At 72.3% G+C, this 12,167-nt stretch carries 12 protein-coding genes; 4 read left to right on the forward strand and 8 right to left on the reverse strand.

Going from position 1 to position 12,167, the window contains the following annotated elements:
- A complete protein-coding gene (gene gabT / locus M8C17_RS26360; RefSeq protein ID WP_252419252.1) occupies nt 1-1,272 on the forward strand; it encodes a 4-aminobutyrate--2-oxoglutarate transaminase in 1,272 nt (423 codons plus the stop codon).
- A gap of 55 nt (nt 1,273-1,327) precedes the next feature.
- Here the strand turns inward: gabT and M8C17_RS26365 are convergent, their stop codons facing one another.
- The 6 genes from M8C17_RS26365 to M8C17_RS26390 form a co-directional block, all read right to left on the reverse strand.
- A complete protein-coding gene (locus tag M8C17_RS26365; RefSeq protein ID WP_252419253.1) occupies nt 1,328-2,005 on the reverse strand; it encodes a septal ring lytic transglycosylase RlpA family protein in 678 nt (225 codons plus the stop codon).
- Between the two features lie 57 nt (nt 2,006-2,062).
- Nucleotides 2,063-2,740 (reverse strand): M15 family metallopeptidase, encoded by a 678-nt coding sequence (locus M8C17_RS26370; protein WP_252419254.1) that lies wholly within the window; start codon nt 2,738-2,740, stop codon nt 2,063-2,065.
- Nucleotides 2,737-3,867, reverse strand: coding sequence for a D-alanine--D-alanine ligase family protein (locus M8C17_RS26375; RefSeq protein ID WP_252419255.1), 1,131 nt, complete (start codon nt 3,865-3,867; stop codon nt 2,737-2,739). The genes M8C17_RS26370 and M8C17_RS26375 overlap by 4 nt, the downstream gene beginning before the upstream one ends.
- The gene (locus M8C17_RS26380) at nt 3,864-4,892 is read right to left on the reverse strand and encodes a threonine/serine dehydratase (RefSeq protein ID WP_252419256.1); all 1,029 of its coding nucleotides are present in this window, start codon (nt 4,890-4,892) and stop codon (nt 3,864-3,866) included. Before M8C17_RS26380 ends, M8C17_RS26375 begins: the two co-directional genes overlap by 4 nt.
- Nucleotides 4,893-5,017: 125 nt before the next feature.
- Nucleotides 5,018-6,082 (reverse strand): HAMP domain-containing sensor histidine kinase, encoded by a 1,065-nt coding sequence (locus M8C17_RS26385; RefSeq protein ID WP_252419257.1) that lies wholly within the window; start codon nt 6,080-6,082, stop codon nt 5,018-5,020.
- The gene (locus M8C17_RS26390) at nt 6,079-6,744 is read right to left on the reverse strand and encodes a response regulator transcription factor (RefSeq protein ID WP_252419258.1); all 666 of its coding nucleotides are present in this window, start codon (nt 6,742-6,744) and stop codon (nt 6,079-6,081) included. The genes M8C17_RS26385 and M8C17_RS26390 overlap by 4 nt, the downstream gene beginning before the upstream one ends.
- A gap of 239 nt (nt 6,745-6,983) precedes the next feature.
- Here M8C17_RS26390 and M8C17_RS26395 point away from each other — a divergent pair, with 239 nt between their 5' ends.
- The 3 genes from M8C17_RS26395 to M8C17_RS26405 are packed head-to-tail and all read left to right on the forward strand — an operon-like array spanning nt 6,984 to nt 10,157.
- Nucleotides 6,984-8,261 carry a helix-turn-helix domain-containing protein gene (locus tag M8C17_RS26395; RefSeq protein ID WP_252419259.1) on the forward strand — a complete coding sequence of 426 codons (1,278 nt, stop codon included), beginning with the start codon at nt 6,984-6,986 and terminating at the stop codon, nt 8,259-8,261.
- Between the two features lie 46 nt (nt 8,262-8,307).
- Entirely contained in the window at nt 8,308-9,813 is a 1,506-nt protein-coding gene (adh, locus tag M8C17_RS26400; RefSeq protein WP_252419260.1) for an aldehyde dehydrogenase, read from the forward strand.
- Nucleotides 9,813-10,157: a DUF779 domain-containing protein gene (locus M8C17_RS26405; RefSeq protein ID WP_374559232.1), complete on the forward strand. Its 345-nt coding sequence runs from the start codon at nt 9,813-9,815 to the stop codon at nt 10,155-10,157. The genes adh and M8C17_RS26405 overlap by 1 nt, the downstream gene beginning before the upstream one ends.
- Before the next feature lie 122 nt (nt 10,158-10,279).
- Here M8C17_RS26405 and M8C17_RS26410 read toward each other — a convergent pair whose 3' ends face one another.
- Together M8C17_RS26410 and M8C17_RS26415 are read right to left on the reverse strand one after the other, a co-directional pair.
- Entirely contained in the window at nt 10,280-11,125 is an 846-nt protein-coding gene (locus M8C17_RS26410) for a DUF559 domain-containing protein (RefSeq protein ID WP_252419261.1), read from the reverse strand.
- 228 nt (nt 11,126-11,353) lie between these two features.
- Nucleotides 11,354-12,010: a G5 domain-containing protein gene (locus M8C17_RS26415; protein WP_252419262.1), complete on the reverse strand. Its 657-nt coding sequence runs from the start codon at nt 12,008-12,010 to the stop codon at nt 11,354-11,356.
- Nucleotides 12,011-12,167 lie beyond the last annotated feature (157 nt).

Consider the following 12,167-nt stretch of genomic DNA (forward strand, 5'->3'; position numbering starts at 1 on the left):
ATGACCACATCCGACGAGCTGCACAAGCGGCGTGGTGGTGCCGTCGCGCGGGGGGTCGGCAGCGTCATCGCGTCCTACGTGGACAGCGCTGGTGGCGGAACGATCACCGACGTGGACGGCCGGGAGTGGATCGACTTCGCCGCCGGCATCGCGGTGACCAGCGTCGGCAACTCGGCACCGAAGGTGGTCGAGGCGGTACGGGCGCAGGCCGAGCGGTTCACGCACACCTGCTTCATGGTCGCGCCGTACGAGTCGTACGTGGCGGTGTGCGAGCAGCTCAACGCGCTGACGCCGGGCGGGTTCGAGAAGCGCTCGGCGCTGTTCAACTCCGGCGCGGAGGCGGTGGAGAACGCCGTCAAGATCGCCCGGCACGCCACGGGGCGACCGGCGGTGGTGGTCTTCGACCACGCGTACCACGGCCGGACCAACCTGACGATGGCGTTGACCGCGAAGAACATGCCGTACAAGCACCGGTTCGGGCCGTTCGCCGGGGAGATCTACCGGGTGCCGATGTCGTACCCGCTGCGCGACGGCGGCCTGTCCGGCGCGGAGGCGGCTGCGCGGGCCGTCGAGATGATCGAGAAGCAGGTCGGCGCGGAGAACGTCGCCGCGCTGCTGATCGAGCCGATCCAGGGTGAGGGCGGTTTCGTGGTGCCCGCTCCGGGCTTCCTGCCGGCGCTGCGGGACTGGGCCACGGCAGCCGGCGTGGTCTTCGTCGCCGACGAGATCCAGACCGGCTTCTGCCGTACCGGGGACTGGTTCGCCTGCCAGCACGAGGGCGTCGAACCCGACCTGATCACCCTGGCCAAGGGCATCGCCGGCGGCCTGCCGCTGGCGGCGGTGACCGGCCGGGCCGAGTTGATGGACGCGGTGCACGTCGGCGGGCTCGGCGGCACCTACGGTGGCAACCCGATCGCCTGCGCCGCCGCTCTGGCCACCATCGAGACCATGCACGAGCTGGACCTGGCCGACGCGGCCCGCCGGATCGAGGCCGTGCTGGCCCCCCGGCTACGGGCCGTCGCCGAGCGGGACCCCCGGATCGCCGAGGTACGCGGGCGGGGCGCGATGCTCGCCGTGGAGCTGGTGCAGCCCGGCACCCTCATCCCCGACCCGATCAGCACCGCGGCGGTCTCGGCCGCCTGCCACGCCGCCGGCCTGCTCACCCTGACCTGCGGCACGTACGGCAACGTGCTGCGCTTCCTGCCCCCGCTGGTCATCTCCGACGCGCACCTCACCCGGGGCGCCGACATCCTCGACGCCGCCTTCGGCTGAGCGGAGGAAGGGCACCTCCTGATGCGTCAGAAGGTGCCCTTCCCGACCGTCACCGTCAGCGCAGCACCTCGACGGTGTTGCGACGGACCAGGTTCTTGCCCGGCTCGCGGATCTGGTCCATCGCGGCCGAGTTGAGCAGCACACAACTGCCCGACGGGCCGGTCACCGTCACCGTGGTCACCCGGTTGTTGTCCAGGTTGGTCACCCGCAGCCGGGTACCCACCGGGAACTGGCCACTGGTTGCCGCCGGCGCCGCATCCTCGGCGAAGAAGGTGATCGCGCCCGAGCAGGCCGAGCGGGGCGCCGGGCCGGACGCGCCGGGCGACGCGGCGCCGGGACGCACCGTGCCGGCGGCCGGAGGCGCGGCGGGCGGCGCGACCTCACCGTCGAGCCGTTCCACCACGTTACGGCGGATCACGTTCTTGCCCGGCTCCCGCACCAGCTCCATGGCGGCGGCGTTGAGCAGCACGCAACTGCCCGACGGGCCGGTCACCGTCACCGTGGCCGCCCGGTTGTTGTCCAGGTTGGTCACCCGCAGCCGGGTACCCACCGGGAACCGGTCGCTGGTCGCCGCCGGCGCACCGCCCTCCGCCGAGAAGGTGACCGAGCCCGAGCAGACGGACCGGGCCGCCGGTGCGGTTCCGGCGAACCCGAAGCCGGTCCCCACCGCCACGCCCGCCGCGGCGAGCACCGCCACGGTCGCCGCCAGCACGTGCTTGCGCTGCACCCTCATCGCCGTCACTCCCGTCCTCGGTGGTGTCCTTCACCGCCTGGTACGGACGGGAGCGCCCTACCGTTCAGCCGACACGGGCACCGATCGCGCGGCGGCCAGATCCACCGGCCCGTACCGGGTGTGCGCCGCCCCGGTGGTCAGCGCCCAGTAACGGTCGCCGTACGACCAGTGCCACCACTCGGTCGGGTAGTTCACCAGCCCGACGCCGCCGAGCGCCTCGGCCATGAGCTGCCGGTGACGGCGGGCGGTCGCGCCGATGGTGGGGGCGGCGGTGAAGCACGCCTCCGCGCTGTCCTCGGGGGTGGCGTCGACGGCCGTGCCGAGATCCAGCTCCACGCCGTCGTCGGTGCACAGGGTCAGGTCCACCGCCCCACCGGTGCTGTGCGGGGCCACCTCGACCGGCGAGACGAACTTGCTGGTCTCCCGGTGCAGCCGCTGCGGCGACCATTCCGGGTGCCGCCGGCGCAGCTCGTCCCGGTAACCGGCGAAGATGGCCAGTTGGGCCGCGTACGGCCGGTACCCCTCGATGACCAGCAGGCGCACCCCGGCGGGCAGGGCGCGCTGCGCGGCCAGCAGCCGGTCCGCGACACCGGCACGCAGCCGGGCGTACGCGCCGGACGCGTCGGCCGCCCGACCGTCCAGTCGCAGGTCCGGCAGCTCACGCAGGTCCACCAGCGGTTCACCGTCGTCGACGCTCGGCACCGCCGACACCCGAGGGTCGGAGAGCAGGATCATCGGGCGCTCCGGGCGGCGGTCGCGGCGCGCCCCGCGTGCCGGGTACGGGCCAGCTCGACCAGCCGGTCCACCACCTCGCGGTAGCCGACGCCGGCTGCCGCCCACACCTTCGGGTACATGGAGTGCGCCGTGAAGCCGGGCATCGTGTTCAGCTCGTTGACGAACAGCTCGCCGGTCGTCTCGTCGTAGAGGAAGTCGACCCGGGCCAGGCCCCAGCCGCCGATCGCGGCGAACGCGCGCAGCGACAGCTCGCGAACCCGCTCGGTCACCTCGTCCGGCAGCACGGCCGGGACGATCATCGGGTCGGCGTCGCCGAAATACTTCTGCTGGTAGTCGAACCAGCCGCCGGAGACCCGCACCTCCCCCACCGCCGACGCCTCCGGGCGCCAACCGCCGAGCACCGCGCACTCCAACTCCCGGCCGGTGACACCCTGCTCGACCATGACGAGCTGGTCGTGCCGGAGCGCCTCCTCGATGGCGGCGGCCAGGTCGTCGCCCTCGCCGACCCGGGAGATGCCGATCGAGGAGCCCATGCTGGCCGGCTTGACGAAGAGCGGACGGCGCAGCCCCAGCACCAGCTTCTCCGGGTCCTCGGTGGCCCGGAAGGTGTGCGCGTCGAACGCGACGTGCGGGGTGATCGGGATGCCGTCGGCGCGCAGGGCGCGCTTCATCGCCACCTTGTTCATGCCCACCGCCGAGGCGAGGATGCCGCACCCGACGTACGGCACGTCCAGCGATTCCAGCAGCCCCTGCACCACCCCGTCCTCACCGAACGGGCCGTGCAGCACGGGGAAGATCACGTCCAGCTCGGCGTGCACCGCGCCGGGGGCGTTCGCGGCGGACACCTGGACGATGCCCGGCCGAGGGCTGGACCGCAGCTCGACCGCCGGCCCGGTCACCGTCAGCCGGTCGTCGATGGCCCGCTCGGCGGCGGGCCGGTCGCGCAACTCGGCCAGCACGGCGTCGGGCATCAGCCGGAACCCGCCGGTACGGGTGACGCCGATGGCGACCGTGCGGTACCCACCGCCGGCCAGCGCTCGGGCCACACCGAGCGCGGAGGCGCAGGAGACCTCGTGCTCCGCAGACGGGCCACCGAACAGGATTCCGATCCGAATCGGCGCGCTCATGCCGCCGCTCCTTCCACAGTCGTCGGCTCGGCGAGCCGCTGGACCATCAACCGGGCCACCATCGCCGCCTCCACATTTCCGCCCGTCAGCACCACGCCGACCGTCCGTCGCCGCTCCCCGCCCGCCTCGGCGGGCAGACGCAGCGCGCCGGCCAGGCCCGCCGCCCCGGACGGCTCGGCGAGCACCTTCAGCTCCATCAGGAGCAGCCGGAACGCCGCCGCGATCTCCTCGTCGTCGACGCGGACGACCCCGCGCACGGCGGTCCGCAGAATGGCGAACGGCAGTTCGCCCACGCAGGAGGGCCGCAGGCCGTCGGCGATCGTGGGCGCCGGCGCGACGGGAACGCGCTCGCCGGCCGCGAGGCTGCGGGCCAGCGAGTCGCAGCCCACCGGTTCGACGCCGTACACCTCGATGCCCGTGCCGGCGGCGGCCAGGCACGCGCCGGCCACCCCACCGCCGCCACCGACCGGTACCACCAGCGTGTCCAGTGGGGTGCCGGCGCGCTCGGCCTGCTCGATCAGCTCCAGGCTGGCGCTGCCCTGCCCGGCGATCACATCGGCGTGGTCGTACGCGTCGATGACGGGGTGGCCCGTCTCGTCGCTGAGCTTCCGGGCCACGGTGACCCGCTCGTCGACGCTGGTGCCGGCGAACACCACCCGCGCGCCGGCCGCCCGCGCCCGGTCGACCTTGGTCCGCGCCGCGTCAACCGGCAGCACCACCGTGGCCGCGAGCCCGTGCTGCCGGGCGGCCAACGCCACCGCCACCGCGTGGTTGCCGGTGCTCTGCGCGATCACCCCCTCATGGCCGGCCGCGGAGAGCCGCCCGACCGCCCGCAGCGCGCCGCGCATCTTGTACGACCCGCCGTCCTGGAGGTTCTCCGCCTTGAGCAGGACGCGGGCCCCGGCCAGCCGGTCGATCACCGGGGATCGCAGCACCGGGGTACGGACCACCCGACGGGAGAGCCAGCGGGCGGCCTCCTCGACGTCGGCACGGCGCGGAATGGCCGGTGCGGCGGTGCGTGACATGGTTCTCCTTCGGTCGCCGCTGGCCGCCGGGATCGGGTCCACGGCCGCGCAGCTGGTCGTATTTCGGGCATGCCGGAGGCCGGGTTGCCGCGACAGGCGGAGCCCGGGCTCGTGGGTTCCGGGTGCTAGGGCGGGGCGGGCAGTTCGACGTCGACCCGCAGGCCGCCATGCTCGGCGGGTCGGGCCGCGATGATGCCGTCGTGCGCCTGGGTGATCGAGCGGGCGATGGCCAGGCCGAGGCCGGCCCCGCCGCCGTGGGAGGTGCGGTCCTGGGCGAGGCGGCGGAACGGCTCGAAAAGGCCGGCCACCGCCTCGGCCGGCACGGGCTGACCGGTGTTGACCACGGACAGCGCGGGCGTGCCGCCGACCGTGATGGTCAGCGAGCCTCCGGGCCGGTTGTACTTGATCCCGTTCTCCACCAGGTTGGTGACCAGGCGTTCCAGCAGCACCCGCTCACCGACGACGACCCGGGGCGCGAGGTGGGTGTCGATGGTCACGGCAGACTCCCGGGCTCGGTCCTGGTAGCCGGTGAGCACCGAGCCGACGATGTCGTCGAGCCGCTGGGGGGTACGCGAGCGCAGGCCCTGGTCGCAGTCGCTGAGCGCGAGCAGGCCCTCGATCAGCCGCTCGTTGCGTTCGTTGGTCTCCAGGAGCTGGCTGGTCAGCAGCTCCAACTGCTCGGCGGTGAGCGACCGCGACATCCCGACCTCGATGAGTGTCCGCTGCACCGCCAGCGGGGTACGCAGCTCGTGCGAGGCGTTCGCGGCGAACCGCCGCTGCCCCTCGTAGCCGGCGGAGACACGTTCCATCATCTCGTCGATCGCCCGGGCCAGTCGGGCCAGCTCGTCGCGGCCCTGCGGTCGGATCCGGTGGCCGAGATTCTGGGGGCCGACGTGGCGGATCGGCTCCGCCAAGTAGCGGAGCGGGCGCAGGCACCACGCCGCGCCGAACCAGAGCGCCACCAGGGCTGCCACGGTCACGATCAGCACGGCCGCCACGGGGAGCACGAACGCGCTCTGGCGTACCGACCCGCAGGCGTCCAGCAGGCCGGGCACGGGCAGGTCGCAGAGCTGCTGGCCACGGTCCCAGATCAGCCCGCTCAACCACGCGCCGACCGTCGGCAGGAGCGGCCCGACCAGCAGCGCCAGCAGGCCGAGCAGCAGCACCCGGCGTCGGGGCGTCCAGCTCACGCCGCGTCACCGAGCCGGTAGCCGGCCTTGGGCACGGTGTGAATGACCGCCGGGTCGCCGAGCTTCTTGCGCAGGGTCATCACGGTGACCCGTACGGCGTTGGTGAACGGGTCGGCGAACTCGTCCCATGCCTGCTCCAGCAGGTCCTCGGCGCTGACCACCTGGCCGCTGGCGCGCAGCAGCACGTGCAGGACGGCGAACTCCTTCGGGCTCAGCGCCAGCGGTCGGCCTTCCCGGGTCGCCACGTGACGGGCCACGTCCAGCACCACACCGGCCTGCTTCAGCACGGGCGGGACCGCCGGGGTGGACCGCCGGCCGAGGGCCTGCACCCGGGCCACCAGCTCGGCGAACGCGAACGGCTTGGTCAGGTAGTCGTCCGCGCCGAGGTCCAGACCCGCCACCCGGTCCCGGATGCCGGCGGCCGCGGTGAGCAACAACACGCGCGTGCCCACCCGGGAGCCGGCGATGCTGCGGCACACCTCGTCACCGGTGTGCCCGGGCATGTCCCGGTCCAGGACGGCGACGTCGTACCGGTTCACGCCGATCCGCTCCAGCGCGCCGTCGCCGTCGTAGCAGACGTCGACGGCCATCGAGAGACGTCGCAGCCCCTCGGCCACGGTGTCCGCCAACAACCGCTCGTCGTCCGCCACCAGCACCCGCACGTGTCCGCTCCCCGTGAATCCGCTTGTCCGGCATACCGTCGCAGGCCGGGGTTAAGGGTTCTGTAAGCACCCGCCGGAGCCATCCTCCACGGCGCCTCCGGCCGGACAAACCGCTGCAAGCCAGGCCCCGCCGGCTTCGTCCCCGCGCCATGCTCTCTGCGCCATCCGTCCCCGGGGCGACCCGGAGGTTGGCGATCGAGGGTGAGCTGCGTCACGATGGGGGCCGAGGAGGTCGCCCGATGGCTGACCCGTGGCTCGCCCTGGAGTTCGGCGTCGATCCGGCGGAGCGGATCGCGCAGGTCGGTGCCGCCCACGAGGCGTTCCTCACCGCCGGCTCCGCGCCGCACCGGGTGCGGGAGGTGGTGCGCCGCTCGTGGGAACGGTCCGCCCGGCTCGACCCGGAGGCCACCCCGCCGGTCGACCTCACCGACGACGCGCTGGCGGCGTACCGGGCCGCGCACCCGCTGGCCCGGGTCCTGCCGCTCTTCCGGGACCTGCTCGGTGGCATCGCCCAGGACGGCGCGCACCTGATGGCGGTCTGCGACGCGTACGGGCGGCTGCTCTGGGTGGAGGGACATCCGGGGGTGCTGCGGCACGCCGAGCGGATGAACTTCGTGCCCGGCGCCCGCTGGGACGAGACACACGCCGGCACGAACGCCCCGGGCACCGCCCTGGCCGTCGACCACAGCGTGCAGATCTTCGCCACCGAACACTTCAGCCGGCCGGTGCAGCGCTGGACGTGCGCCGCCGCACCGATCCACGACCCGGTCACCGGTCGGCTGCTCGGCGCGGTCGACATCACCGGCGGCGACCACCTCGCCAACCCGCACAGCCTGGCGCTCGTCCGGGCCACCGCCCGGGCCGCCGAGGCGCAGCTCGCCGCCGACCGACCGGTGGAACCGGGCGTCGCCACCGTGACGGCGCTCGGCCGCGACGAGGTGGAGCTGCGGGTCGACGGAAAGCTCATCCGGCTCGGCCGACGGCACAGCGAGCTGCTGGTGTTGCTGCTGCACCACCCGGAGGGGCGTACCGGCGAACAGCTCGGCCTCGACCTGTACGGCGACGACCGACTGCACCCGGTGACCCTGCGCGCCGAGTTGTCCCGGCTGCGCCGGGTGCTCGGCCCCGACCTGCTCGACTCGCGCCCGTACCGGCTGCGCGGCACCGTCCGGGCCGACTTCACCACCGTCGCCGAACGGCTCGACCAGGGCGATCCGGCGGGAGCGCTCGACGCGTACCCCGGGCCGTTGCTGCCCGGCTCGGACGCGCCGGGAGTGACGCGACTGCGCCGGCTGATCGACGGGCAGCTCCGCGCGGCCGTGCTGGCCGCCGCGGACCCGGCGCTGCTCGCGGCCTGGACCGCGACGCCCGCCGGCGCCGACGACCTGACCGCGTGGCAGGCCCTGGCGCGGGCGTTGCCGGTGGGCGCGCCGCGCCGGCCACTCGCCCTCGCCCGGATAGACCAGCTCGCCGGGGAGTACGACCTGCCGCGCGCAACGTCGCTGCAACGTCGCTGAAACTACCGTCGCCGCCGACACCCGCACAACGACGGCGGAGGTAACCATGACGCGCTACGACGCGCCCACCCACTGGCAGTCGCGGTACGACCACTTCATCGGCGGCGAGTACGTCAAGCCGCACGGCGGCGACTACTTCGAGAACCCCACCCCGGTCACCGGGCAGACCTTCACGGAGGTGGCCCGGGGCACCGCACCGGACGTGGAGAAGGCCCTGGACGCCGCGCACGGCGCAGCCGACGCGTGGGGGCGCACCTCGGTGGCCGAACGCGCGCTGATCCTCAACCGGATCGCCGACCGGATGCAGGAGAACCTGGAATCGTTGGCGATCGCCGAGACCTGGGAGAACGGCAAGCCGATCCGCGAGACGCTGGCCGCCGACATCCCGCTCGCCATCGACCACTTCCGCTACTTCGCCGGGGCGATCCGCGCCCAGGAGGGCTCGCTCGGCGAGCTCGACGACGACACCGTGGCGTACCACTTCCACGAGCCGCTCGGCGTGGTCGGGCAGATCATCCCGTGGAACTTCCCGATCCTGATGGCCACCTGGAAACTGGCGCCCGCGCTCGCCGCCGGCAACGCCGTGGTGCTCAAGCCGGCCGAGCAGACCCCGGCGTCCATCCACTACTGGCTGTCGCTGGTGGCGGACCTGCTGCCGCCGGGCGTGCTCAACATCGTCAACGGTTTCGGCGTGGAGGCCGGCAAGCCGCTGGCGTCCTCGGCGCGGGTCGCCAAGGTGGCGTTCACCGGCGAGACCACCACCGGGCGGCTGATCATGCAGTACGCCAGCGAGAACATCAAACCGGTCACCCTGGAGCTGGGCGGCAAGAGCCCGAACATCTTCTTCGACGACGTCAGCGCGTCCCGGGACGACTTCTTCGACAAGGCCCTCGAAGGCTTCACCATGTTCGCCCTCAACCAGGGCGAGGTCTGCACCTGCCCGTCGCGGGCGCTGATCCAGCAGGGCCACTACAGCGACTTCCTCGCCGCAGCGGTCTCCCGCACCGAGCAGATCGTGCAGGGGCACCCGCTGGACAGCGACACGATGATCGGGGCGCAGGCCTCCAACGACCAACTGGAGAAGATCCTGTCCTATCTGGACATCGGCCGGCAGGAGGGCGCCCGCGTGCTCACCGGAGGATCGCGGGCCGACCTGGGCGGCGAGCTGTCCGGTGGGTACTACGTCGAGCCGACCATCTTCGAGGGCGACAACTCGATGCGGGTCTTCCAGGAGGAGATCTTCGGGCCGGTGGTCTCGGTGACGTCCTTCGCCGACCTCGACGACGCCGTGAAGACCGCCAACGACACGCTGTACGGGCTGGGCGCGGGCGTGTGGACCCGGGACATGAACACCGCGTACCGGGCCGGGCGCGCCATCCAGGCCGGACGGGTGTGGACCAACTGCTACCACGCGTACCCGGCGCACGCCGCCTTCGGCGGGTACAAGCAGTCCGGCATCGGCCGGGAGAACCACAAGATGATGCTGGAGCACTACCAGCAGACCAAGAACCTGCTCGTCAGCTACTCCACCCAGAAGCTCGGCTTCTTCTGATGACCGTCGTCTCCGTCACCCCCGCCGCGGCCGAGCTGATCCGGTCGCTGCGGGGGCGGCACGGGCCGCTGATGTTCCACCAGTCCGGCGGCTGCTGCGACGGCAGCGCCCCGATGTGCTATCCGGCGGGCGAGTTCCGCACCGGCTCGTCCGACGTGCTGCTCGCCTCGCTGACGGTCGACGGGGTGCCGGAGCCGGTCGGGTTCTGGATGTCGAAGTCCCAGTGGGAGCTGTGGAAGCACACCCGCCTGACCGTCGACGTGGTCCCCGGCAGGGGCAGCGGCTTCTCCCTGGAGGCACCCGACGGCGTCCGCTTCCTCATCCGCTCCCACCTCGCCGCCTGAGGTCGACCGCGGGGCCGCCCCCGCCCCCCACACCGTCGATCTTGCACTTCGTGTCGCTCATATGTCTGAGTTGCGGTAATCGTCGGGGCAGCAAGTGCATGATCAACGGGGTGGGGTAGGGGTTAGGCAAGGGCGGCACGGACGGTGGTCGTGATGTAGGTGGGGCGCTGGTAGAGGTCACGGTCGGTGAAGTAGCGCATGCGCCAGCCATTCGCGTCGAGCCAGTTGACGCGTTCCCGGTCGCGCCGAAGGCGGTCACGGTCCAAGTGGGACGATCCGTCGTACTCGATGCCGACCCGGCGCTCGCGATAGCCCAGGTCGAGCCGATAGAGAGGGATACCGTGGCGGTCGTACACCCATATTTGTGGTTCCGGCGCCGGCAGCCGTCCGTCTATCAGCACCAGTCGGAGCTGGCTTTCCTGCCGGCACTCCGCGCGCCCGTCGGCCAACGGCACAAGCTCGCGTACCTGCCGGACGCCGCGTAGCGCGCGGTGGATCGACACCTCCTCCAGGAGGGCCTCCTGCGTCACCGAACGCGTCCGCAGCGCCGCGTCGAGCACCGGCAGCGCATCCATCCGCCGGACGGTGCGGGCCAGATCCACCGCACAGCGGGCAGCCGGGACGCAGGGAACGCCACCGACGAAGACCGGGAGTACGGGAAGGATCGAGTGGTGTACGACCACCCCGGGAAGCCGGGGCTTCGGTATCGAGGCGGGCAACTGGATGTGGATCACGTCCTCACGTAGCACGCCGAAGCCGTGCCGACGCGCAGCGCTCTGCCTGGTCAGCATGGCCTCACCGGGCAGGCGAAGCAGCAGGGCTAGTAGCTCGTCCCCGTCACCACACGGCTGGTCGGCATAAACACCACGGCACACCCGCACCAATTCCTCGTGAGCGAGTCGGGTACGAATCCGCCGCACCGTCAGGGCACGCATCAGCGCATCCGTGCGCCACATCCGGGTAGCCATCCCGCAAGTCTGAAGACTCCCGCCGCACCCCAGAACCTCCAAACAACCCCCCTGTGGACAACCTCCCCCCTGTGAACAACCCCCACGACCCGCCCGTATCTGCTAACCCCCTCCCCCACCCCGCGATCTTGCACTTACTGCCGCCATATTGACCGAAATGCCCCGAATGCCGAGGCACAAACTGCAAGATCGACGGTGCGAGCGAGCGGGGCGCGGCACGGCGCAGGATCAGTCGCAGCCGTAGCCGTCGTTGTCGCGGTCCAGGTCGTAGATGTCGTCGCCGGTGACCTTGACGACCCCGCTGACGTAGGCCGGGCCGTTGCCGCTGCCGCCGGCGCAGTCGACGTCGCTGGCGACCGGTACGCAGGGGCTGTAGTTCGGGTCGCACTTCGCCTGCGGTTTCTTGGTGCCGACCGCGACGACCTCGGTGACCGGCTGTTTCGTCACCACGGACTTGACCAGGGTCTTGCTCGTCTGCACCCCGTTGGTGGTGGTCACCTGGTAGGTCAGCGTCTTCACGCCGTCCACGCCACTTGTCCGGACCACTCGCTTGCCCTCGGCCAGCGACGAGTCCTTGACGGCGCGTACACCGTGTCGGACGACGGCCCGCTCCGTCACGGTCGTCACCCGTACGACCGGCGAGGGCGCGGCACTGGACGGGGTCGGAGACGCGGGGGCTGAGGTGGTCGACGCCACCGAGGGTGCGGCGACTGGCGACACGGCTTCCTCCGTCGGCTCGGCGGGTGCCGCCAGGATGGGTTGCTGCGCCTGCTCGGCCGCCGTGCCGGTCCGGGTCGGCTCCGGCTCGCCCACCATCGCGCCGACGATGGCGCTACCGGCGCAGCAGAGCAGCAGGAAGGACAGGGCGACGGAACCGAGGATCACGGCGGCGCGACGGCCCGGGCTGGCCCGACGGAACCAGTTCGGGGCCGCGGGCGGCTGGGGCTTCGGACCGTACGAAGGCGGGCGCCCGGGACCGGGCGGTGGTTGCATCGTCACGGCGATGAGTGTCGTCGTAAACACGGCGTGCAATATCCACCGT

This window comes from Micromonospora sp. RHAY321, assembly GCF_023896955.1.
In the GTDB taxonomy this organism is placed as follows: domain Bacteria; phylum Actinomycetota; class Actinomycetes; order Mycobacteriales; family Micromonosporaceae; genus Micromonospora.

Coding starts and splice junctions, on each gene's coding strand:
- gabT (WP_252419252.1), top strand. CDS start 1: ATGACCACATCCGACGAGCTGCACAAGCGGCGTGGTGGTGCCGTCGCG.
- M8C17_RS26365 (WP_252419253.1), bottom strand. CDS start 2,005: ATGAGGGTGCAGCGCAAGCACGTGCTGGCGGCGACCGTGGCGGTGCTC.
- M8C17_RS26370 (WP_252419254.1), bottom strand. CDS start 2,740: ATGATCCTGCTCTCCGACCCTCGGGTGTCGGCGGTGCCGAGCGTCGAC.
- M8C17_RS26375 (WP_252419255.1), bottom strand. CDS start 3,867: ATGAGCGCGCCGATTCGGATCGGAATCCTGTTCGGTGGCCCGTCTGCG.
- M8C17_RS26380 (WP_252419256.1), bottom strand. CDS start 4,892: ATGTCACGCACCGCCGCACCGGCCATTCCGCGCCGTGCCGACGTCGAG.
- M8C17_RS26395 (WP_252419259.1), top strand. CDS start 6,984: ATGGCTGACCCGTGGCTCGCCCTGGAGTTCGGCGTCGATCCGGCGGAG.
- adh (WP_252419260.1), top strand. CDS start 8,308: ATGACGCGCTACGACGCGCCCACCCACTGGCAGTCGCGGTACGACCAC.
- M8C17_RS26405 (WP_374559232.1), top strand. CDS start 9,813: ATGACCGTCGTCTCCGTCACCCCCGCCGCGGCCGAGCTGATCCGGTCG.
- M8C17_RS26410 (WP_252419261.1), bottom strand. CDS start 11,125: ATGGCTACCCGGATGTGGCGCACGGATGCGCTGATGCGTGCCCTGACG.